At 66.8% G+C, this 22,120-nt stretch carries 17 protein-coding genes; 10 read left to right on the top strand and 7 right to left on the bottom strand.

Going from position 1 to position 22,120, the window contains the following annotated elements; translation table 11 throughout:
• Positions 1-67 precede the first annotated feature (67 nt).
• The 3 genes from GV068_RS17995 to GV068_RS17985 form a co-directional block, all read right to left on the bottom strand.
• Positions 68-1,648 carry an aldehyde dehydrogenase (NADP(+)) gene (locus GV068_RS17995; RefSeq protein ID WP_159700834.1) on the bottom strand — a complete coding sequence of 527 codons (1,581 nt, stop codon included), beginning with the start codon at positions 1,646-1,648 and terminating at the stop codon, positions 68-70.
• 3 nt (positions 1,649-1,651) lie between these two features.
• Positions 1,652-2,569: a 5-dehydro-4-deoxyglucarate dehydratase gene (gene kdgD / locus GV068_RS17990; protein ID WP_159700831.1), complete on the bottom strand. Its 918-nt coding sequence runs from the start codon at positions 2,567-2,569 to the stop codon at positions 1,652-1,654.
• 98 nt (positions 2,570-2,667) lie between these two features.
• On the bottom strand, positions 2,668-3,399 hold the full coding sequence (locus tag GV068_RS17985) for a FadR/GntR family transcriptional regulator (protein WP_159700828.1): 732 nt from the start codon (positions 3,397-3,399) through the stop codon (positions 2,668-2,670).
• 179 nt (positions 3,400-3,578) lie between these two features.
• Between GV068_RS17985 and GV068_RS17980 the strand changes: the two genes are divergently transcribed.
• From GV068_RS17980 to GV068_RS17950, 7 genes are all read left to right on the top strand, one after another.
• A complete protein-coding gene (locus tag GV068_RS17980) occupies positions 3,579-4,298 on the top strand; it encodes a rhamnogalacturonan acetylesterase (protein ID WP_159700825.1) in 720 nt (239 codons plus the stop codon).
• Entirely contained in the window at positions 4,295-7,450 is a 3,156-nt protein-coding gene (locus GV068_RS17975; protein ID WP_159700822.1) for a pectinesterase family protein, read from the top strand. The genes GV068_RS17980 and GV068_RS17975 overlap by 4 nt, the downstream gene beginning before the upstream one ends.
• Positions 7,451-7,526: 76 nt before the next feature.
• A complete protein-coding gene (locus tag GV068_RS17970; RefSeq protein WP_201303308.1) occupies positions 7,527-7,916 on the top strand; it encodes a BlaI/MecI/CopY family transcriptional regulator in 390 nt (129 codons plus the stop codon).
• Positions 7,903-9,114 (top strand): M56 family metallopeptidase, encoded by a 1,212-nt coding sequence (locus GV068_RS17965; protein WP_159700819.1) that lies wholly within the window; start codon positions 7,903-7,905, stop codon positions 9,112-9,114. The genes GV068_RS17970 and GV068_RS17965 overlap by 14 nt, the downstream gene beginning before the upstream one ends.
• Before the next feature lie 108 nt (positions 9,115-9,222).
• The gene (locus GV068_RS17960) at positions 9,223-9,921 is read left to right on the top strand and encodes a FadR/GntR family transcriptional regulator (RefSeq protein WP_159700816.1); all 699 of its coding nucleotides are present in this window, start codon (positions 9,223-9,225) and stop codon (positions 9,919-9,921) included.
• Positions 9,922-10,261: 340 nt separating this feature from the next.
• The gene (locus GV068_RS17955) at positions 10,262-13,078 is read left to right on the top strand and encodes a TonB-dependent receptor (protein ID WP_159700813.1); all 2,817 of its coding nucleotides are present in this window, start codon (positions 10,262-10,264) and stop codon (positions 13,076-13,078) included.
• Positions 13,079-13,219: 141 nt separating this feature from the next.
• The gene (locus GV068_RS17950; RefSeq protein WP_159700810.1) at positions 13,220-15,040 is read left to right on the top strand and encodes a glycoside hydrolase family 28 protein; all 1,821 of its coding nucleotides are present in this window, start codon (positions 13,220-13,222) and stop codon (positions 15,038-15,040) included.
• Positions 15,041-15,049: 9 nt separating this feature from the next.
• On the opposite strand, the gene GV068_RS17945 is transcribed toward GV068_RS17950, so the two are convergent.
• Positions 15,050-15,526 (bottom strand): AtaL-like protein, encoded by a 477-nt coding sequence (locus tag GV068_RS17945; protein ID WP_229464302.1) that lies wholly within the window; start codon positions 15,524-15,526, stop codon positions 15,050-15,052.
• Positions 15,527-15,532: 6 nt separating this feature from the next.
• Complete coding sequence (locus tag GV068_RS17940) at positions 15,533-16,396, bottom strand: SDR family oxidoreductase (RefSeq protein ID WP_159700807.1); 864 nt, start codon at positions 16,394-16,396, stop codon at positions 15,533-15,535.
• Positions 16,397-16,499: 103 nt separating this feature from the next.
• Here GV068_RS17940 and GV068_RS17935 point away from each other — a divergent pair, with 103 nt between their 5' ends.
• Together GV068_RS17935 and katG are read left to right on the top strand one after the other, a co-directional pair.
• Entirely contained in the window at positions 16,500-17,390 is an 891-nt protein-coding gene (locus GV068_RS17935; protein WP_159700804.1) for a LysR family transcriptional regulator, read from the top strand.
• 169 nt (positions 17,391-17,559) lie between these two features.
• On the top strand, positions 17,560-19,785 hold the full coding sequence (gene katG / locus GV068_RS17930; protein WP_159700801.1) for a catalase/peroxidase HPI: 2,226 nt from the start codon (positions 17,560-17,562) through the stop codon (positions 19,783-19,785).
• 21 nt (positions 19,786-19,806) lie between these two features.
• Here katG and GV068_RS17925 read toward each other — a convergent pair whose 3' ends face one another.
• On the bottom strand, positions 19,807-20,298 hold the full coding sequence (locus GV068_RS17925) for a hypothetical protein (protein WP_159700798.1): 492 nt from the start codon (positions 20,296-20,298) through the stop codon (positions 19,807-19,809).
• Between the two features lie 133 nt (positions 20,299-20,431).
• Between GV068_RS17925 and GV068_RS17920 the strand changes: the two genes are divergently transcribed.
• Positions 20,432-21,211, top strand: a complete 780-nt coding sequence (locus GV068_RS17920) for a YdcF family protein (RefSeq protein ID WP_159700795.1) — start codon at positions 20,432-20,434, stop codon at positions 21,209-21,211.
• 3 nt (positions 21,212-21,214) lie between these two features.
• Here the strand turns inward: GV068_RS17920 and GV068_RS17915 are convergent, their stop codons facing one another.
• On the bottom strand, positions 21,215-22,105 hold the full coding sequence (locus tag GV068_RS17915) for a LysR family transcriptional regulator (protein ID WP_159700792.1): 891 nt from the start codon (positions 22,103-22,105) through the stop codon (positions 21,215-21,217).
• Positions 22,106-22,120: the final 15 nt, after the last annotated feature.

The following is a 22,120-nucleotide window of genomic DNA, read 5'->3' as shown; positions in this document are numbered from 1 at the left end:
AAACAGCCGGTGTCTCCGCCGGCTGGTGCTTCGATCATCAAAAGGGGCGCCTTGGCGCCCCCGGGTATTACACCGCGACTTTCAGGTCCCCGTCCAGCACGCGTGCCAGGCCGAGTGGATTGTCGTCGCGCAGCGCCTCCGGCAGCAGATCGGCCGGCAGGTTCTGGTAGCACACAGGCCGCAGGAAGCGGTCGATCGCGGTCGCGCCCACCGAGGTGGTGCGGCTGTCGCTGGTGGCCGGGAATGGGCCGCCGTGGACCATCGCATGCGACACCTCGACGCCGGTCGGGAAGCCGTTGAACAGCACACGGCCGACCTTGCGCTCCAGGACCGGCAGCAGCCTGGCCGCCAGCGCATGGTCCGCCGGTTTGGCGTGCACCGTGGCGGTCAGCTGGCCATGCAGCTTTTCGGCAGCCTGCAGCATCTGTTCTTCGCTGTCGAAGCGCACCACCAGGGCGGCTGGGCCGAAGATCTCGTCCTGCAGCTCCGGATTCGAGAAGAAGTCCAGTGCATCGACCTCGTACAGAGCGGCCTGGGCGGCGCAGCCGACGCCCTCGGTGCTGCCTTGGGCGACCAGGCGCAGGCCCTGCGCCGCGCCGAAGCGTGCGATGCCGCTGTTGTAGGCGTCATGGATGCCGGCGGTCAGCATAGTGCCGGCGCCCTTGCTCGCCAGCGCGGCAGTCGCCGCGGCGGTGAACGCGTCCAGTGCCGCGCCCTTGACCGCGAACACCAGGCCCGGGTTGGTGCAGAACTGGCCGACGCCCAGCGTCAGCGAATCGACGAAGCCGTTCGCCAGGGCAGCGCCACCCTCTTCCAGCGCCTTGGGGAGCAGGAACACCGGGTTCACGCTGCTCATCTCGGCGTAGACCGGGATCGGTTCCGGACGCGAAGCAGCAGTACGCATCAGCGCAGTGCCGCCGCCACGCGAACCGGTGAAGCCGACCGCCTTGATGGCCGGGTGGCTGACCAGTTGCTGGCCGATGGTGCGGCCGTCGCCGAACAGCATCGAGAACACGCCTTCCGGCAGGCCGGACTCCTGCGCGGCGCGCTGGACGGCGCGGCCGACCAGTTCCGAGGTGCCGAGGTGGGCGCCGTGGGCTTTCACGATGACCGGGCAGCCGGCGGCCAGGGCCGATGCGGTGTCGCCGCCCGCGACCGAGAAGGCCAGCGGGAAGTTACTGGCGCCGAAGACCACGACCGGGCCGAGGCCGATCTTGGCCAGGCGCAGGTCGGGACGCGGCGGCGTACGTTCCGGCAGCGCGCTGTCGATGGTCGCGCCGAGGAAGCGGCCGTCGCGCACCACCTTGGCGAACAGGCGCAGCTGGGTCACGGTGCGCATACGTTCGCCTTCCAGGCGGGCTTGCGGCAGGCCGGTTTCCTGCTGGGCGCGTTCGATCAGTTCCGAACCGATGGCCAGGATCTGTTCCGCCACCGCTTCCAGGAAGCGGGCGCGCTGCTCGAGCGGCAGTGCGCGGTACGGGTCGAAGGCTTGGGCTGCGAGTTCGCAGGCACGTTCCACGTCGGCGCCGCTGGCCTGGCCAAAGCCAGGTTCGAATTCGGCGCGGGTGGATGGATTGTAGGCGCGCTGCTCGCCCGCGGTACCGCGGACCAGCTGGCTGCCGATGATCATTTCACCAGTAATCGTCATGGCTTACACCGGGTTCTTTTGTTTCTTGATCAGGTCCAGCAGCATCTGGTCTTCTTCCGCGGTCAGGTCGGTCAGCGGAGGACGCACTGGACCTGCGCCGTGGCCGACCAGGCGGGCGCCGGCCTTGACGATGCTGACGGCGTAGCCGCCCTTGCGGTTGCGGATGTCCAGGTATGGCAGGAAGAAATCGTCGATCAGGCGGTTGGTGGTGTCGGTGTCGCCCGCAGCGGTGGCGTTGTAGAAGTCCATCGCCAGCTGCGGCACGAAGTTGAACACGGCCGACGAGTACACCGGGGTGCCCAGTGCCTTGTAGGCGCCGGCGTAGACTTCAGCGGTCGGCAGGCCGCCCAGGTAGCTGAAGCGGTCGCCCATCTTGCGGTAGATCGAGACCATCAGTTCGATGTCGCCGATGCCGTCCTTGAAGCCGATCAGGTTCGGGTTGCGGTCGGCCAGCTTGGCCAGCGACTCCGGGGTCAGGCGGCAGGCGGCGCGGTTGTAGACCACGACGCCGATCTTCACGGAGCGGCACACCGCTTCAACGTGGGCAATCAGGCCATCCTGGTTCGATTCGGTCAGGTAATGCGGCAGCAGCAGCAGGCCCTGCGCGCCCTGGCGCTCGGCTTCCTGTGCGTGGGCGATGGCCGCGCGGGTCGGGCCGCCGCAGCCTGCCAGGATCGCGACGCCGGTGCCGGCGCAGGTGTCGACCGCGGTCTTGACGATCTGGCTGTATTCATCGCCGTGCAGCGAGAAGTATTCACCGGTGCCGCCGGCGGCGAACAGCGCGGTCGCGCCGTACGGCGCCAGCCATTCGAGGCGCTTCTGGTAGCCGACTTTATCGAAGTCGAGTTCGGCGGTGAAGTCGGTGATCGGGAAGGACAGCAGGCCGTGCGACAGGACTTTTTGTAGTTCGAGCGGTTGCATTACAGGGTCTCCAGGACAAGTGATGGGGTTGCTGCGTTAAGTTGTATGTCATCGTACAACCTAAGTGATGACCTCGCAAGCGAAATGTGCGAAGTTTTTTAAGCGACCATTGATTCGATGCGCTGCTGCGCCTGCACCAGCCGTTCGCGGCTGTTGGACAGGTGGGTGCGCATGGCCGCGCGCGCGGCCTCGGGATCGCGGCGCTCGATGGCCCGGTAGATGTCGTCATGCTCGCGGCTGACGCGCTCGTTGAAATTGGCGGGTTTGTCCTGTTCCAGCTCCACCGTGTTCAGGCGCGCACGCGGAATGATCGCGTTGCCCAGCTGGGCCAGGATGTCGGCGAAATAGCGGTTGCCGGTGGCCTGCGCGATCAGGAGGTGGAAGCGCTTGTCGGCGTCGGCCGCCGGGCGCCCTTCCGCCATCGCCGCATGCATTTCGGCCAGGGCCGCGCCCAGCTCGCGCACCTGCTCATCGCTGCGGCGCACGGCGGCCAGACCAGCGGTTTCGGTCTCGACACCGATGCGCAACTCCAGGATCGACAGCACGTCGCGCAGGGTCAGGATGCTCTCGGCATCGATGCCCAGGCCTGAACTAGGCGCCGGCTCCAGCACGAAGGTGCCGATGCCGTGGCGCGTCTGCACCAGGCCGGAGGCCTGCAGGTGCGAGATCGCCTCGCGCACGACGGTGCGGCTGACGCCGTGCTGCGCCATCATCGACGATTCGGTCGGCAGCTTGTCGCCCGGCTTGAGCAGCCCCTGGCGAATGCTGCTGCCGATCTGCTCGACGACGCCCTGAGCAAGATTGCGGGGTTTGCGCTGGATGGGGACCATGGGATTTTGAAGGTTGAGAGAGGGATAAGACGATTATATATCAAGACAAGATGTCTGACGTCTTACGACAAGACGTCTCTTTATTCTGTCTTTTTGGCACGACACTCTCCGCCCGGCCTGACCGCTTGATAAATTGGTCAGGCCAAAATAGAATCGGACGATCCTTTAGGAGCCTGCCCATGCCTCGTCCGTTCCGTTCCCTTTCCTGCCTCATCCCTCTGCTCTTTGCCGCCCATGCCTATGCCGCTCCCGCCCTGCCCGACCGCGTGATCCTTGTGGGCGATTCGACCATGGCCAGTACCACCGGCTACGGCGACGCGCTGTGCGCGCGCTTTACACCGGAGACAAGCTGCGTGAACCTGGCGCGCGGCGGCCGCAGTTCGAAGAGCTTCCGCGCCGAAGGCCGCTGGGACGAGGTGATGGGACTGCTGCGCGATGGCGCGGGCTTCCGCAAGACCTATGTCTTGATCCAGTTCGGCCACAACGACCAGCCTGGCAAGCCGGGGCGCTCGACCGACTACGCCACCGAATTCCCCGTCAACATGAAGCGCTATGTCGACGAGGCGCGCGAAGCCGGCGGGGTGCCGGTGCTGGTGACGCCGCTCACCCGCCGCAGCTTCAAGGACGGCTATGTGCACAACGACCTGGCGCCCTGGGCCGGCACGGTGCGCTCGATCGCACGCGACACGAAGACGCCGCTGGTCGACCTGAACGCGCAGTCGCTGGCGGCGGTGCAGGCGATGGGCCCGAAGGAAGCGGACAAGATGGCGCGCACCGGCTCCAATTTCGACTACACCCACCTTGGCCCGGAAGGCTCGCAACGCTTTTCCGGCATCATGGCCAAGGAGCTGGTGCGCAAGCTGCCGGCCCTGGCAGCCGACATGCGGGGCGCACGATGAGCGCCTCCCGCATGACGGTCGCGATCGCACTCGCATTGGCCAGCGCCGCTGCCGTAGCCACGCCGGTCCTCACCACCGGTGCCCTGGCCGAGCGCCAGCATGCCCCTTCCGATGGCTGGGCCGCCTCGGGCGGCGGCACCCGCGGCGGCGCCCTCGCAAGTCCTGAGCACGTCTACACCGTGCGCGACCGCGCCCAGCTGCTGGCTGCGCTGACGGCGCCTGCGCCGGCGCGCATCGTGCGGATCGCGGCCAGCATCGACATGAGCGAAGGCCGCGCCTTCCGCGATACCGAGGACCAGGCGCAGCGCGGCACCGTGCGCATTCCTTCGAACACCACCCTGATCGGCGTGGCGCCGGGCGCCGGCTTCGTCAACGGCTCACTGGCGGTGGCGAATGTCTCGCAAGTGGTGATCCGCAACCTGGCGATCCGCAATCCCTGCGATGTCGGTCCGCGCTGGGATCCGAAGGATGGCGCGAAGGGCAACTGGAACTCGTCCGTCGACGGCATCCTGGTCTCCGGCTCGCACCATGTCTGGATCGACCACAACAGCTTCACCGATGCGCCGGACACCGACGACAGGCAGCCGGTGGAGAACGGCATGCTCAAGCAGTGCCACGACGGCGCGCTCGACATCAACCAGGCCGCGGACTTCGTCAGCGTCACCTACAACCGCTTCGCGCAGCACGAGAAGAACATGCTGATCGGCTCGAGCGACCACGCCACCGGCGACCAGTCGCACCTGCGCATCACGCTCAAGGGCAACCTGTTCGAGGACATCGCCGAACGCGCCCCGCGCGTGCGCTACGGCCAGGTGCACGTGCTGAACAACTACTACGTGGGCGACCGCAAGCGTCCGGTCTACGACCACCACTACAGCATCGGCGCGGCCCATGCCTCGCACATCATCTCGGATGCGAATGCCTTCGACATCCTTGGCGCGGACAACTGCGCCCAGATCGTGCGCGACCCGGCCTCGAGCCCGGGCGTGTTCGTGGACAGCGGCTCGCTGCTGAACGGCGCGCCCATGAAGGACTGCCCCTACGGCGGCGCGGTCGGCTGGCGCGTACCTTACAGCTACACACCGCTGCCGGCCGCCGAGGTACCCGGCCACGTGCGCGAGAATGCCGGCCCGCGCGCCCTGCCAATGCTGGCGGACGGCTTCGCCGAGGCCCGCTTCGTGCCCAGCCCCGGCGCCCCGTTCGTGCTGCGTGCACGCCAGGACGCCAATGGCGACTGGCAGGGCGCGAGCCTGCAGCTGTCCGACGACGGCAAGATGATCGTGGTGGAGCTGCTGGAATCGCGCGGCGGCGAGATCAAGCGCATCAAGCAGGTGCGCCGCAATGCGCCGCCGCCGGGCCCGCTGACGCTGCGCTACTCTGCCGAGCCTGGGCCGCAGGGCAATATGCTGCACGTGCTGGTCGATGGCGAACGGGCCACCTGGCTGGTTGCCGCAGCGATGCCCGCGGTGCAGCCGGTCTCCTGGGACGCCGGCGCCAGCCGCCTGCTTGACCTGCGCGGCGGTCCCGCCGGCCAGCCCGAGCGCGTGACCCCGCACCTGGTCGACCGCCTTGTACTGCAGGCCGGCGATACGCCCCAGGCCGTGCGCGTGGGCGGCGCCACGCGCCTTGCCGCCGAAGCGGCTGATCCAAGCGTCGCCACGGCTGACGCGAACGACGGCGTCCTGCGCGTGACTCCCCTGAAAGCAGGCCGCACCACCGTGACCGTGCGCAGTCTGGACGATCCATGGGCGCAGGCGATCTTCACAGTGGACGTCGGCGCGCCCTTCGCCGCGCCGGCCACTACCACCCTGCCCGGCTCGGCCAATCCGGCCAACGGCGAACGCGGCGTGCCGCCCGACACCCCGCTGCGTCTCGTGTTCGTGGACGCTCCGGTGCTGAGCGGCCAGGGCAGCGTGCGCGTCTACCGCAAGCGCGACAATGCGCTGGTAGCCGTCGTGCGTCCCGGCGAAGGCGTACTCGCCTTCGGAGCCCAGGGACGCCAGCGCCTGGTGCGCCAGCCTTCGATCACGGTGGATGGCAAGGAAGTGCGCGTGCGCCTGCCCCAGGCACTGGAATATGGCGTCGACTACGAGGCCGTGGTCGATGCCGGACTGGTACGCGCGAGTGGCTTCAAGGGCGCGCGTTGGTCCTTCCGCACCACGCCCTACACGCCGGTCGGCGACAGCGTGACCGTGGACGCAACTGGCCGCGCCGACTTCCGCACCGTGCAGGGCGCGCTCGATTACGCGATGTCGCTGCCGCGTGATAAAGCGATCACCGTCAACGTGCGAGACGGCGTCTATCCCGAACTGCTGTACCTGGGCGACAAGGACAAGGTGACCCTGCGCGGCCAGAGCGTTGACGCCACCATCATCCGCGCCGCGAACAGCGAGACGCGCAACCCGGGCTCGGGCACGGCGCAGCTGCCTGGCAGTGCGGGCATCGGCGGCGGCCGCGCCCAGTTCCTGGCCCAGGGCAGTGACCTGCTGGAGATCCGCGACATCGCCCTGCACAACAGCACCCGCCGCAGCGACGGCCATTCGGCCCAGGCCGAGACGATCTTCTTCGCCAGCGACCAGGGCCGCCTGCAGGTGCGCAACGCGCACTTCAAGAGCGAGCAGGACACGCTGCAGCTCTGGGGCTACGCCTGGTTCTACAAATCGCTCATCGAGGGTAACGTCGATTTCGTGTGGGGGAACAACCATGCGGCCCTGTTCGAAGAGAGCGAACTGCGCACCGTCGGCGACAGCGCCAACCCGGCCAGCGGCGGCTACATCGTGCAGGCGCGCACCATGGGCCGGGACGATCCGGGCTTCGTGTTCCTGCGCTCACGCATCACGCGCGGTCCGGGTCCACTCGGGAACCTGCCGCCGGATGGCGCCACCTATTTCGCACGCTCGCCGGGCACCGCCAACACCTGGGACAAGGTGGCCTTCATCGAATGCAGCGTCGGCCCACACATCGCCCCGGACGCCTGGTACCGCAAGCCGGTCCCAAACCCGGTCCAGGGCGGCTGGAGCGAATACGGGAACAAGTCGGAAGACGGCCAGCCGCGCGGCTACGGCGGCTTCCTGCTGGAGCGCGAGGCGGCCGCGCGCCTGACCAGCCGCGCCGCCGTGTTCGCGGGCCGCGGCTGGAATCCTCAGCCTTGATACACGCATGAAGGCTTGACACTACCGTTTACAGATGTAATCATTAATTCAGATTACAACTGTAAATGGTACTGTCATGTCGAATACCCCAACGATCAACATCAGCGACGCCGAGTCGCACGTGATGGAAGTGCTGTGGCGCGCCCCCGGTCCGGTGGTGGCCGAGCAGGTCGTCGTCGCCCTGCATGAGAGCCAGCACTGGCAGACCGCCACCGTCAAGACCCTCCTCAACCGCCTGCTCAAGAAAGGCGCCATCGCCGCCGAGAAGGATGGGCGGCGCTTCCTCTACACAGCCATCCTGCCGCGCGAAGCCTGGCTGGCGCGCGAAAGCGAGAGCCTGGTGCAGCGCCTGTTCGGCGGCCGCATCGCGCCGCTGGTCGCGCACTTCGGCAGTCAGAAGAAGCTGTCCCAGTCGGATCTGAAGGAACTGCGCAAGCTGATCGACGAGCTCGATGATGGCAAGTGAACTGATGCCGCTTGTGCTACGCGCTGCGCTGTTCGCCAGCCTGGCGATCCTCGTCCTGCTGGCCGTGCGCCGGCCGCTGCTGCGCTGGGCCGGCGCCGCCCTCGCCTACCAGGCCTGGCTGCTGGTGCCGATCGTCGTAGCGGCCAGCGTGCTGCCGGGCCGTCCTGCCGCGATCATGCAATCGGTGCAGGTGCTGCGCCCGGTACAGGCGCTGGCCGCCCAGGCGACGACACCTCCGTCAGCCGGCCAGGCCGATACGCTGCTGCTCGTCTGGGTCGGCGGCCTGGTGCTCACTGCGCTCTGGTTCGCCATCGAACAGCGTGCCTTTTTGCGCCAGGCCGATGCCGGCATTGCCGGCCCGGCGTCGCTTGGGCTGCTGCGCCCGCGGATCGTCCTGCCGCAGGATTTCTCGGCGCGTTATTCGCCCGCCGAGCAGGCCCTCGTGATCGCCCATGAAGGGGCCCACATCGCCCGCGGCGACCTGCATGCAAACCTGCTGGCAGCCCTATTCCAGTGCGTGTTCTGGTTCAATCCGCTGGTTTACTTCGGCGCACGGCGCTTCCGCCAGGACCAGGAACTTGCCTGCGACGCCGCCGTCATGCTACGCCATCCGGGCCAGCGCCGCAGCTATGCCGAAGCCCTGCTCAAGTCCCATACCGGCGTCCCCCGCGCCGGCCTGCACTGTCACTGGCAATCTCCCCACCCTACCAAGGAGCGCATCATGAGTCTGCAGCACACCCCACCCGGAATCCTTCGCCGCGCCGCCGGCCGCTGCATCCTCGCCCTGCTGGCCACGGGGGCGTTCGCCGCCACGCTTGGTGCACGCGCCGAGCAGGCCGCGTCCACGGCTGCGCCCCGGTATTCGATCGAACTGGCCCTGACGACGGTGAGCGCACCGGACATCACGCTGAAGGCAGATTCCTTCCTCAAGCAAGAGGACAAGAGGGTGATGCCGCGCATCCTGACGGCGGCCGGACAACAGTTCGCAGTAGCCTCCGGCGAATGGCGCGTCGAGATGACCGTCCGGCCGGGCAATGCGCCGGACCAGGTCTGGCTGGACGGCAAGCTCTTCAAAGGTTCGAACCTGATCAGCGAACCCCGGCTACTGACGCAGCTCGGTGAACGGGCGGGCATCAAGGTCGGCAATGGCGGTAGCAACGACTTCAGCATCGCGATGACCGTTACGCAACAGCCCTGAACACGTCCGTTGTCATATAATTGGTTGGTCCACTTGCAACATTACCAGTACCAAACTAAGATTCCTTAGTTTTGGCATTGGCCACCAATTATCCACGACGGACCATCGATGAAGAAAAACGCTGCGCTGAACGACAACGGCGCCAACGAGCCGCGCTTGTACCGGGTGGTATCGGCCAGGATCGAGGAGCTGATCCGCGCCGAGAACATCCGCCCGGGCGAGCGCCTGCCGGCCGAACGCGAGCTCGCGACCAAGCTTGGCGTCAGCCGCACCTCGCTGCGCGAAGCCCTGATCGCCCTGGAACTGGGCGGCACGGTCGAAGTGCGCGGCGGCTCCGGGGTCTACGTCAGCGAACAGGCCACTCCGCAGGCCGAGGTGCCCACCGCCGGCCCCGGTCCCTTCGAAGTGCTGGCGGCGCGCCGCCTGATCGAAGTGGAGGTCGCGGCGCTGGCGGCCAAGCATGCCAGCGATTCGGCCATCGACGCCATCCTGCGCGCGGTCGAAGAGATGGAGCAGCACCACGAGGAACGCAGCGGCAACGAGTCGGCCGACCGCAACTTCCACCTGGCGATCGCGCGCGCCACCGGCAACAGCGCGATGGTCGGCGTGATCGAATACCTGTGGAGCCAGCGCGGCTCGCTCTGGCACAAGCTGAAGGAGCACTTCCAGACCGAGGAACTGCGCCAGCAGACCCTGCTCGACCACCGCAACATCTTCGCCGCCATCGCCTCGCACGACGTGGCCGGCGCCCGCACCGCCATGCGCGCCCACCTCGACCGCGTCACCCGCACCTTCTCGCGCGGCTGATCGATCCGGCCGGGCCCTTGGCCCGGCTTCCCCCTCCCCTCCCGCAAGCCATAACCGCTCGTTTCACCATCGCGATGGCGTGCGCAACAATATTGCTTTATCCATAATTGGCCCAACCAATTCATGATGTATTGACATTGCAGAAATTAAGTGGCAAGTCCAGATTGCGAAAGCGGTCAGACCAAAGTAGAATCGCCAACGAACCAATCACCTGCTGAATATCCTTCATGGCGCTGCTGAATGACTCGGCTGCCGGAAACGACAGCCGTGCATTGGCATCACTCGCGCGATCCAGGGTTTACACCGGACGCAATCGACGATTCAAAGCAGGAGACATGCAGTGAAACACCAAAGCATCAAACAACCGCGCTTCATCATGTCGGCAGTCGCTGTCGCAGTGCTGACCTTGATGAACACCGCCACGGCGCAGGAAGCGCCGATGCAGCGCGTCGAAGTCACCGGTTCCTCGATCAAGCGCCTCGCTTCCGAGAACGCCCTCCCCCTCACCACCATCAAGGCAGAAGAACTGCAGAACCGTGGCCTGACCACGATGTCGGAAGTCGCCGTGGCCCTCACCGTGGGCTCGACCAACGAGCCGGTCGGCGGCGGCGGCAGCGGCACCATGATCAACATGCGTGGCCTGAACACCAACCGCACCCTGGTCCTGCTCAATGGCCGCCGCCTGGCCAACGAAGCGCTGGGCGACAGCTCGGTCAACGTCGACGTCATCCCGATGGCCGCCATCGAACGCGTCGAAGTGCTGCGCGACGGCGCCTCGGCCCTGTACGGCACCGACGCGATCGCCGGCGTGGTCAACTTCATCACCAAGCGCTCGATTACGGGCGTCACCGCCAGCGCCAGCACCGTGCAGCCGGAAGCCTCGGGCGGCGGCGCCCAGCGCCGCGCCGGCATCGTCGCCGGCAAGGGCGACCTGGCCACCGATGGCTGGAACGTCTACACCGCCTTCGACGTCCAGCGCCGCGATTCGCTGCTGCAGCGCGACCGTCCGAACATCACCGACCCGGCCAAGATCGCCCAGCTCGGCGGCACCCCGTTCACCCCGAATACTTCGGGCGGCTCGGCCTCGCCGGCGAACTACACCATCTACCGTAACGGCAAGACGGCCAACATCACCGGCAACCCCTACTTCGCGGCCGGCTGCGTGACCCCGTACGCGGTCCAGACCACGGTGCCGTCGACCCGCACCAACGCCAACGGCGGCAAGACCTGCATCACCGATCCGACCTATTATCCGGAGCTGCTGCCGGAAGCCCAGCAGGCCACCCTGTTCACCAAGGGCAGCCTGGCGCACGGCGACGGCGGCGTGCTCACCGTCGAACTGAACCTGTCGAAGTCCTATATCGACGCGTCCGACGCGCCGCAGCCTTTCGGCGCCAACACCGACTACGACCGCCTGACCGCATCGCGCAAGCCGCTGATGATCACCAAGGCCAGCAAGTGGTACCCGGGCGGCAGCGGCGGCGTGCCGGCCGTGGCCGGCCTGAACGGCGAAGACCTGGCCCTGACCTGGAGCCTGGACGAACTCGGTGCGGTCACCAGCCATGACGAGCAGGTCAACCACCGCCTGGTGGTGCAGGACGAAGGCCAGCTCAACCTGATGGGGAACTGGGACTACCGCGTCGGCGCTTCCTACGCCTACAGCAAGCGCAACATCGGCTTCAAGGACAACTTCGTGCGCACCCCGGGCCTGTACGCCGGCGTCGCCAACGGCACCCTGAACCCGTTCGGCCCGCAGGACGCGGCCGGCCAGGCCTACCTCGAGAGCATCTCGGCCGACGGTCTGGAGTACCGCAATGCCGATGTGCGCTACTACGGCGCCGACCTGAACCTGTCGCGCAGCCTGATGGACCTCAAGGGCGGCTCCCTCGGCCTGGCGATCGGCGCCGACTGGCACCGCGAGAGCTTCGAAGAGAACATGAACATGCTGGGCGACGAAGTGGTCTACAAGGTGTCGGGCACCCCGGGCCGCAATCCGAGCGGCGCGCGCCGCGTGATGGGCGCCTACGCCGAGCTGGATGCGCCGGTCACCAAGCAGCTGAACCTGAACTTCGCCGTTCGCGCCGACCACTTCAGCGATTTCGGCAGCACCGTCAATCCGAAGGCCAGCTTCCGCTACCAGCCGATGAAGGAACTGATGTTCCGCGGTACCGTGAGCAAGGGCTTCCGTGCGCCGACCCTGCCGGAACTGTACGGCAGCGAGCGTACCCTGACCCCGTCCACCTCGAACTGGGATGACCCGCTGCTGTGCCCGAGCGCCACCCCTGGCGTGACCGGCACCGGCAGCGTGACGACCGACCCGCGCTACGCCGGCCTGAACCTCGATCCGACCCGTGTCTGCAACACCCGACTGACCACCCTGACCGGCGCGAATCCGGACCTGGAGCCGGAAAAGTCGAAGACCATCACCGTCGGTGTCGTGGTCGAGCCGTTCAAGAACTTCGTGGCCACCGTCGACTTCTGGAAGATCGACATGACCGGCACCATCGCCCAGGTCTCGGAAGACACGATCTTCAACAACATCCAGAAGTACGGCGACCTGTTCGTGCGTAACCCGGACGGCAGCCTGCAGTACATCACCAAGACCCGCCTGAACATGGGTGGCCTGCGTACCCAAGGCATCGACATCGGCCTGAACTACGTGTACCCGACCTCGAACTGGGGCCGCTTCGGCTTCTCGGCGGACGGCACCTACACCGACAAGTACGAAGGCCAGAACGAGTCCGGCGGCGAATGGTTCGACAGCGTCGGCAAGAATGGCGCCCTGTCCACCGGCGCAACCGCATCGAACACCTACGTGTTCAAGTGGAAGCACCAGGCGCGCGTGAACTGGTCCTACGGTCCGTTCTTCGCCCAGCTCACCCAGCAGTACGCGTCGAGCTATGAAGACACCAACGCCCTGCCGACCCAGAAGCCGGGCCAGCCCTTCTTCAACCGCATCGCCCCGTACAGCGTGTACAACCTGTCGGCCAGCTGGAAGGTCAACAAGCAGCTGAAGATCGGCGCCGGTGTGAACAACCTGTTCGACGAAGATCCGCCGCTGTCGAACCAGCGTCTGAGCTCGCGCGTGGTGTTCGCACGTAACGTCGCCAAGCCGATCGGCCGCACCTACACGGTGCGCGCGGACTACGCCTTCTAAGCGTCAGCCCACCCCGGCGCGGGATGGACGATCAACCGTCCATCCCGCGTCTTCGCAAGCAGCTTCTTCGCTGATACATTTGCCGCACCGATGTACAGAACGACCCACGCTCTCCCGCCGTCCCACGACTAGGAAAACGACATGACAACGAACCCGATCAATTCGCACCGCCGTTCCCTGCTGCGCGCCGCCTCGGCATCGGTGGCCGGCCTGAGCGTGGGCGGACCGGCGCTGGCCGCCAAGGCCCCCGCCAAGACCGACCCATGGGCGCGCGCCCAGAGCATCATCAACCAGTTCAAGAAGCCCCTCAGCTTCCCCAAGCGCGACTTCGTGATTACGTCCTACGGCGCCGAGTCCTGCGAAGCGATCAATGTGAGCGGCTACGTCGCCCACCACGAAGAAGGCAAGGTCAGCACCCCTGCGCCCGGCGCCAAGGACAGCTACGCCGCGATCGCGGCTGCCATCGCGGCCTGCAGCGCGGCCGGCGGCGGCCGTGTCGTGATCCCGGCCGGTAACTGGCTGGTGAAGGGTCCGATCGTGCTGAAGTCGAACGTCAACGTGCACCTGGCCAAGGGCGCGCACGTCTACTTCAGCAATGACCCGGACGACTTCGCAAAATATGGCGAGTACGACTGCGGCCCGAGCGGCAAGCTGGTCATCTCGCGCTGGCAGAGCAACGACTGCCTGAACTATTCGCCGATGGTGTACGCCTACGGCCAGACCAATATCGCCCTCACTGGCGAAGACTGGACCAGCATCCTGGACGGCCAGGGCGGCGTGCCCCGTGCCGACGGCGAGACCTGGTGGGACTGGAAGGGCAAGGCCAAGGGACGGGACCCCAAGCGTTCGCAGATCGCTGTGAATCCGCTCACGCCGACATCGATCAAGGAAATCGCGCCGAACCTTACCGCGGCCCAGGTTGCGCTCATGGAGGGCAAGGACGACAAGTGGCGCACCGACGAAGCCTTCCTGCCGACCCTGTCGGAAGCGGGCGTGCCGGTGGCCAAGCGCATCTTCGGCCGCGGCCACTACCTGCGTCCCTGCATGGTCGAATTCATCGGCTGCACCAACGTGCTGCTGCAGGGCTACCAGCTGAACCAGGCGCCGTTCTGGCAGCACCACCCAGTCAATTGCAGCAAGCTGGAGATCCGCGGCGTGCACATGGACAGCATGGGCCCGAACAGCGACGGCTTCGATCCTGAAGCCTGCAATACCGTGCTGGTCGAGAACTGCACCTTCAACAGCGGCGACGACTGCATCGCGATCAAGGCCGGCAAGAACCTGGACACCCAGTTCGGCCCGACCCAGAACGTGGTGATCCAGAAGTGCGTCATGAACAGCGGCCACGGCGGCGTCACCCTGGGCAGCGAGATGTCGGGCGGGATCCAGCACGTGTACGCGCAGGACATCGAGTTCCGCAACGAGCACTGGGCGACTGACCCGCTGAACACCGCGATCCGCCTGAAGACCAACATGAACCGCGGCGGCTTCCTGCGCCACTTCTACGTGCGCAACGTGACCATGCCGAACGGCGTGAACCTCAAACCCCAGGTCTACAACCCGCTGCCCGGTTCGCCGATCCCGCCGAAGACGGTCGGTTCCTCGGCCGGCGCGGTGGTGACCTTCGACTGCGACTACGCGCCGACCGCCGACAATGTGCGCACCCGCCCGCCGATCGTGGAAGACGTGCACATCTCGGGCGTGCGGGTCGGGAACGTCGCGACCCCGGACGGCCCGCGCTCGTGCTACCAGGCCCTGCTCCTGCTCGGCCCGGTCGCCTTCGACTACAACGGCGAGAAGCCGGCCGAGATCCTGCCGATCCGGAATGTCACCATCACCGACTGCGACTTCGGCACCCCGGTGAACGCGGCCCAGCCTTGGTTCATCTACAACGTCCGCAACGTCAAGCTGAGCAACGTGAAGATCGCGGGCAAGGTGTACAACACCACCCTGCAGGCGTAAGCAATCCCGTCACAGGCGGCCCGCGGCGAGCAGTTCGCGGGTGCGCTTGAGGGTCGACAGCAGTGCGGCCCGATAACCCTTCTCGCTGTCCATCGTGGCCTGTTCAAGCTGTTCTTCCGGCCCGCCCGGCGCCTTGCCGCGCAGGCCGAGGTAGCAGTAGAAACGCAGCTGCAGCCGGCCTTCCGCATCTTCGAACAGCTCATTGATGATCGCGCCTTCACGCGGGCCGCTGGCCTGGAAGAAGCTCAGCTTGTGGCCCGGCTCGAAACTGATGATCTCGCGCAGGTCGTCGCCGGCAATGGTGGCTTCGCGCACGAGGTGCGTCGCGCTCTCCTCCACCACGTCGCAGCGGGTGCACAGGCCGGGCGGCAGGAACTGGCGCGCGTCGCGCGCCTTGAGAACCAGGCCGGCCCAGGCCTGCTCGCGGGTGAGTACGGTATCGCCGTCAGGGTTGACGGGGACGGTGGCGGTCGAATAGATCATCATGTTCTCCTAGACGGTGGCCTGCGCCGCGAAGTCGCGATAGCTGCGCAGCGGACGGCCCAGCAGCGTGGTGAGCCGTTCGACGTCGCCCGCTTCCGGCACCATGGCGTCAACCAGGAAGCGTTCGCCCATCAGGCGCATGTCGTAGGCCATCCAGGCCGGCATCGCCTGGCGCAGGTTCTGCTCGAAGGCCTGGGTGTCGCCGCCGCCGTAGGCGACCGGGCGTCCCTGCACTTCCGACCAGATTGCGGCCACGTCCGGGCCGCTCAGGGTTTCCGGTCCAACCAGGTTGAAGCGCGTCGACGGCAGCGCACTTTCTGCACGGTCGCGGCGTACCAGTTCGATCGCCGCGACCTCCGCGATGTCGGCGGTGTCGACCATCGCGATGCCCCGCGCGCCGAGCGGCATCGGGTAGACGCCGTAGCCCTGCACCACGTCCTTGACCGCCAGGTCGTTCTGCATGAAGTAGGCGGGACGCAGGATGGTGGCGCCGAAACCGAGATCTGCGATGGCACGCTCGACGCCGTACTTGCCGGCGAAGTGCGGCACGTTCGCGTACACGTCGCTGTGGATGACGGACAGGTAGACCAGGCGTTCGATGCCCGCCTCCTTGGCCAGGTTGAGCGCGACCAGCGCCTGGGTGAACTCGTCGGGAACGACGGCGTTCAGCAGGAACAGGGTGGACACGCCGGCATACGCGCTGCGCAGGGAATCGGGGTCGAGCAGGTCGCCCTGCACCACCTCGACGCCGGCCGGGAACTCGGCCTTTGCCGGGTCACGCACGAGGGCGCGCACCTTGGCCCCGCGTTGAATGAGTTGCTGGACGACCTGGCGGCCGATCTGGCCGGTAGCGCCGGTGACGAGGATGCTCATGGTGTTCTCCTTCGGGTGTGGTTGAAAGTGAGTCCATGTTAGCCATCCCACCCATGGTACGATAGCCATCAAAATTGGACATACCGTCTCACAGGTGGAACACATGGATTTGCTCGCACTGGTCGACTTCAACCTGGTAGCCCGCCATGGCGGCTTCGGCCGCGCGTCGCGCCTGAGCGGTCGTCCAAAGGCAACGCTGTCGCGCCGCGTGGCGGAACTCGAACGCGACCTCGCGCTGCGCCTGTTCGAACGCGGCGCGCGCAGCCTCAAGCTCACGCAGGAGGGGCGCATGCTGTACGAGCGCACCGTCGTGCTGCTCACCGAGATCGACGAGACGGCGGCAAGCATCGCGTCCGGTGGCGAACAGCCGCGCGGCCTGCTGCGCATCAGCGCACCCCTGCTGTTCGCGCAGACTGCAATGGGCAGGCTGGCGGCCGGCTTCGCATTGATGTATCCGGAAGTGCGGCTCGAAGTCACGGCGGACGACCGCTACGTCGACATGGTCGAAGAGGGCTACGACCTGGTCATCCGGGTCAATCCGGCGCCCGACGCGAACCTGGTGGGACGGATCTTTCTGCGCGACCGGCTGGTGGTGGTTGCGCATCCCGCCATGCGTCGGCCGCAGGGCGATGCGCCGGTGCCCGCGGTCGTGCGCGATGCGCGCGACGGGGCCAGGACGTGGCAGCTCAAAGGCGCGTCCATAGCGATCGATCCGGTGCTGTCGCTGTCATCGCTGGTGATGGTGCGCGACGCGGTGCGCACGGGGGTGGGCGCGGGACGGCTGCCGGTATCGCTCGTCAGCCACGACCTGGCCGCCGGGACGCTAGGCAACTGGGGCGATGTGGACGGGCCCGAGATCGCCCTGTGGGTGCTCTACCCTTCGCGGCGGCTCCTGAGCGCGCGCGTCTCGGCCTTCCTCGACTACCTGAAGGACGCTTTCCCGAAGGGGACGCCGGACGAACTGGCGGCCTATCTTGCCGGGACCGCGGGCTGAGCAATTGACCGGTGGCAGGCCTGCAGCCCCAGCTCCCTTTGCTATCGAGACTATACAAAAACACAATTGGATACCTTGGTTTGGCCGCCTTATGCTGGCGTGGTCGAGCTGGGCCCTGCTCGAGGAGCCCTGACGGCCTGGCGACCCCATCCAACCAAGGAGACACAGCATGAACGACACACCGGATTTGCAGAGCGCCGAAGCGGAACTGAAATGCCCTGTCGCCCACGGCGCGAAGCCCAGGCAGACGCGCACCAATGCCCACTGGTGGCCCGACCAGCTGAACCTGGGCGTGCTGCACCAGCATGCGCGGCTGGGCGACCCGATGCTCGAGGATTACGATTACAAGCACGAGTTCCGCAAGCTCGACCTCGACGCGGTGATCGCCGACCTGAACGCCCTGATGACCGATTCGCAGGCATGGTGGCCGGCCGACTACGGCCACTACGGTCCCTTCTTCATCCGCATGGCCTGGCATTCGGCCGGCACCTACCGTATCTTCGACGGCCGCGGCGGCGCGCGTTCGGGCGAGCAGCGTTTCGCCCCGCTCAACAGCTGGCCCGACAACGGCAACCTGGACAAGGCGCGCAGGCTGCTCTGGCCCATCAAGCAGAAGTACGGAAAGAGCCTGTCCTGGGCTGACCTGATGATCCTGGCCGGTAACGTAGCGCTCGAATCCATGGGCTTCAAGACCTTCGGTTTCGGCGGCGGCCGCGAAGACATCTGGGAACCGCTGCCAATCGACTGGGGCCCCGAATCGACCTGGCTGGGCGACGAGCGCTACAGCGGCGAACGCGAGCTCTCGAAGCCGCTGGCGGCAGTGCAGATGGGCCTGATCTACGTGAACCCGGAAGGCCCGAACGGCAATCCGGATCCGGTAGGGTCGGCGCGCGACATCCGCGACACCTTCGGCCGCATGGCCATGGACGACTACGAGACCGTGGCCCTGGTCGCCGGCGGCCACACCTTCGGCAAGTGCCACGGCGCCGGGCCCGCCAACCACCTGAGCGCCGATCCGGAAGGCGCCAACATCGAAGAACTGGGCCTGGGCTGGAAGAGCACCTACGAAAGCGGCATCGGCCCGCACGCCATCACCAGCGGACTGGAAGGCGCGTGGACGGCGACGCCCACCACCTGGGACATGAGCTACCTCGAGACCCTGTTCGGCTTCGAGTGGGAGCAAACCAAAAGCCCGGCCGGCGCCCGTCAGTGGAAGCCGAAGGGCGATGCGGGCCGCAACGTCCCCGATGCCCACATCCCGGGCAAGCTGCACCAGCCCATGATGACGACGGCCGACCTGGCGCTGCGCGCCGATCCGGCCTACGAAAAGATCGCGCGCCACTTCCTGGCCAACCCGCAGGAGTTCGCCGACGCCTTCGCGCGCGCCTGGTTCAAGCTGACCCACCGCGACATGGGGCCGAAGGTGCGCTACCTGGGGCCGCTGGTGCCGCAGGAAGACCTGATCTGGCAGGATCCGCTGCCCAGCGTGGACCACCCGCTGATCGAGGACGTCGACATCGCGGCCTTGAAAAGCAGGCTGCTGCAGTCCGGCCTGTCGATCCAACAGCTGGTGAAGACGGCCTGGGCCTCGGCCTCCACCTTCCGCGGCAGCGACCTGCGCGGCGGCGCCAACGGCGCCCGCATCCGCCTGGCTCCGCAGAAGGACTGGGAAGCGAACGACCCGGCCGAGCTGGCGGAAGTCTTGCGCCAGCTGGAAGCGATCCAGCAGGAGTTCAACGGCTCAACGGGCGCGAACGGCAAGCGGGTGTCGCTGGCCGACCTGATCGTGCTGGGCGGCTGCGCCGCGGTGGAAGCGGCGGCGAAGGGGGCCGGGCACGACATCAAGGTGCCGTTCCGCCCCGGGCGCGTGGACGCCTCCTTGGCGCAGACCGACGTCAATTCCTTCGAGGTGCTGGAACCGGCGGTGGATGGCTTCCGCAACTATATCCACTCCGGGGCGGTGAGCAACGTGGCCAATGCCATGCTCGACAAGGCCAATCTCCTGATGCTGACCGCGCCGGAAATGACGGTCCTGGTGGGCGGCATGCGCGCCCTGGGTGCGACCAGCGGCGGCGTCCAGCACGGCGTGTTCACCACCCGGCCCGGCACGCTCACGCCCGACTTCTTTACCAACCTGCTCGACATGCGCACCGCCTGGAGGCGTGTGGAAGGCAGCCAGCACCTGTTCGAAGGCACCGACCGCGCCAGCGGCGAACGGCGCTGGACCGCCACCCTGGCCGACCTGATCTTCGGCAGCAACGCCCAGCTGCGCGCGCTGTCGGAGGTCTATGCCGCCCGTGATGGCGAGGCCCACTTCGTGCACGACTTCGTGAAGGCCTGGAACAAGGTGATGGAGCTCGACCGCTTCGACCTGCGCTACCCCCAGGCAGCGTAAGGGAGCGCCGCTTGCCGACGCCTAGCGCCCGTCCTGGGCGCGGGCTTCGGCGCGGCGCCAGCGCAGCAGGCCCGCGGCGTAAGCCAGGTAGTAGGCCGCGACCACGCCCATGATCCCCATGGTCAGCGGGCTGCTGCCGAACGCCGGCGTCTGCTGCGGGCCCAGCGTGAACATCTCGAAGACGCGGTACAGCACGCGGGCGATGAAGATCATCGCGACCACCATCCCGATCGGGGCGAAGGGCGTATAGAAATAGTCGCTGCCGACGCGTTCGAATCCGGTACGGCGAATGGCCGCGACACCGAGCGCGCCACCCACTGCGGCGCCGGCCAGCAGGCAGGCCAGGACGGGCGGCTTCGCCATCAGCATGAAGGCCATCGCCAGCAGCGCGACGGGCAGGAAAGTCACCCCGAACCAGTGGCGCCACAGGCGCGACTTCTGGCGCACGGTCAGGCGCTGGATGCGCTTGTACACGCGCCACATGATGAGTGGCGAGGCTGCGAGCAAAATCATGTGCGACTGCGTCATGGCTGCCTTTTCATTTGGCGAAGGGGGACTTGTATTCTAAATGGAGTTGACGCGTATCAACCATGCAAGGTATGACTACAATGTTGCCAATTGACGACTGACCGAGGAATACCACCCCGTGCTTGACCTGATCAACGCCATACCGCGCAGCCTGATCCTGCCGCCCGCCAACCTGTTCCTGCTGATCCTGATCGGCCTGCTGGTCTGGCGCCGCTGGCCGCGCGCCGGACGCATCGTCGCCGGCACTGGATTGGCGCTGCTGGCCCTGCTGTCGACCACCGCAGTGGCGGACCTGTTCGTCACACCGGTGGAACGGATGACCAGCCCGCTGCGCGCGCCCGAAGGCGCAGGCGCCCAGGCGATCGTGGTGCTAGCCGCAGGACGAATGCGTGATGCGCCGGAATACGGCGGCCGCGACATCCCCGATTACACGGCGCTGGCGCGCCTGCGCTACGCGGCGCACCTGCAGCGCCGCACCGGCTTGCCGATCCTGGTCAGCGGCGGCACCGGCGGTACGCCTTCGCGTGACGAGCCTCCCTACTCGCTGGGCGCTGCGATGGCCGTGGCGCTGCGCGAGGATTTCGGGGTGCCGGTCCAGTGGGTCGAAGACAAGTCGCGCGATACGGCGGAGAACGCGGCGTTCAGCGCGGCGCTGCTCAAGGCGGGCGGCGTGCGGCGCGTGCTGCTCGTGACCGATGCGATGCACATGGCCCGTTCTCACGCCGCGTTCGAACGGGCCGGGCTGGAGGTGGTCGATGCGCCGACCATTTTCTTCAGCGGGCAGGCGCGCAGCATCCATGCCTGGGTGCCCAGCGCGGAGGGCATGCGCCGCTCCTGGTATGCGATTTACGAACTGATCGGGCTGGTGTGGTATCGCGTGCGTTCCGGCGGCAGCTGAGCCTCACTGCCGGTTGAACTGCTCGATATGGTCCAGGAAGGCCACCGCGACGGGAGACAGCTTCTTCCCTTTGCGGTACAGAGTCGACCAGTTCGACTGGACCGGGAAGCCGTCGACATCGAGCACCGCGATCTGTTCGGCGTCGCTCCGCTCGCCCAGCGCATGACGTGAAATCACCGCCAGCCCGAGGCTGGCGGCAACCGCCTGCTTGATCGCCTCGTTGCTGCCCAATTCCATGCGCACGTCCGGCCGGAATTTCAAGGCCTTGAAGTGGCGATCGCAGGCGAGCCGTGTGCCCGAGCCTTTCTCGCGCAGGATGAAACGCATCGAAGCCAGTTCGTCCAGGGGAATCTGCCGGCGGCCGGCAAGCGGATGCGAGGCGGCTGCGATCACGTCGAGCGGGTTGGCCAGGAAGGCATGGCGTTCCAGCTCCATGTCCTCGGGCGGCATCGACATGATGTACAGGTCGTCCAGGTTGTCGCGCAGGCGCCTGACGACGCCGTCCCGGTTCAGCACCTCCAGCGCAATGTCCACTTCCGGGAAGGCGGCGCAGAAGCTGCCGAGCAGGCGCGGTACGAAGTATTTTGCGGTGCTCACCACGGATACCCGCAGGCGTCCCCGTGTCACGCCCTTGACCGCATCGATGTGCTGCTCGAACGCGGTCCATTCGTCCAGCATGGCGCGCGCGGTGCGCGCAAGCGCTTCGCCGGCCGCGGTGAGGTACAGCCGCTTGCCCACCTGTTCGTACAGGGGCATGCCGACGCCGTCGGCCAACTCCCGCAGCTGCATGGAGGCCGTCGGTTGCGTGACATGGCAGGCACGGGCCGCCGCCGTTACGCTGAGGTGTTCGGCAAAGGACAGGAAAAGACGCAGCTGGCGGAAGGTCGCGTTCATAGATTTTTCTCTATA

It is taken from the genome of Massilia sp. 9I (assembly GCF_902506415.1).
Classification (GTDB): Bacteria; Pseudomonadota; Gammaproteobacteria; order Burkholderiales; family Burkholderiaceae_D; genus Telluria.
This window is presented reverse-complemented; position numbering and strand designations above follow the sequence as displayed.

What these genes read in the sequence shown, in the direction of transcription:
- GV068_RS17985 (WP_159700828.1), bottom strand. Translation starts at nt 3,399, where the DNA reads ATGGTCCCCATCCAGCGCAAACCCCGCAATCTTGCTCAGGGCGTCGTC.
- GV068_RS17915 (WP_159700792.1), bottom strand. Translation starts at nt 22,105, where the DNA reads ATGAACGCGACCTTCCGCCAGCTGCGTCTTTTCCTGTCCTTTGCCGAA.
- GV068_RS17965 (WP_159700819.1), top strand. Translation starts at nt 7,903, where the DNA reads ATGATGGCAAGTGAACTGATGCCGCTTGTGCTACGCGCTGCGCTGTTC.
- GV068_RS17980 (WP_159700825.1), top strand. Translation starts at nt 3,579, where the DNA reads ATGCCTCGTCCGTTCCGTTCCCTTTCCTGCCTCATCCCTCTGCTCTTT.
- GV068_RS17950 (WP_159700810.1), top strand. Translation starts at nt 13,220, where the DNA reads ATGACAACGAACCCGATCAATTCGCACCGCCGTTCCCTGCTGCGCGCC.
- GV068_RS17940 (WP_159700807.1), bottom strand. Translation starts at nt 16,396, where the DNA reads ATGAGCATCCTCGTCACCGGCGCTACCGGCCAGATCGGCCGCCAGGTC.
- kdgD (WP_159700831.1), bottom strand. Translation starts at nt 2,569, where the DNA reads ATGCAACCGCTCGAACTACAAAAAGTCCTGTCGCACGGCCTGCTGTCC.
- katG (WP_159700801.1), top strand. Translation starts at nt 17,560, where the DNA reads ATGAACGACACACCGGATTTGCAGAGCGCCGAAGCGGAACTGAAATGC.
- GV068_RS17975 (WP_159700822.1), top strand. Translation starts at nt 4,295, where the DNA reads ATGAGCGCCTCCCGCATGACGGTCGCGATCGCACTCGCATTGGCCAGC.
- GV068_RS17995 (WP_159700834.1), bottom strand. Translation starts at nt 1,648, where the DNA reads ATGACGATTACTGGTGAAATGATCATCGGCAGCCAGCTGGTCCGCGGT.
- GV068_RS17970 (WP_201303308.1), top strand. Translation starts at nt 7,527, where the DNA reads ATGTCGAATACCCCAACGATCAACATCAGCGACGCCGAGTCGCACGTG.
- GV068_RS17925 (WP_159700798.1), bottom strand. Translation starts at nt 20,298, where the DNA reads ATGATTTTGCTCGCAGCCTCGCCACTCATCATGTGGCGCGTGTACAAG.
- GV068_RS17935 (WP_159700804.1), top strand. Translation starts at nt 16,500, where the DNA reads ATGGATTTGCTCGCACTGGTCGACTTCAACCTGGTAGCCCGCCATGGC.
- GV068_RS17945 (WP_229464302.1), bottom strand. Translation starts at nt 15,526, where the DNA reads ATGATGATCTATTCGACCGCCACCGTCCCCGTCAACCCTGACGGCGAT.
- GV068_RS17960 (WP_159700816.1), top strand. Translation starts at nt 9,223, where the DNA reads ATGAAGAAAAACGCTGCGCTGAACGACAACGGCGCCAACGAGCCGCGC.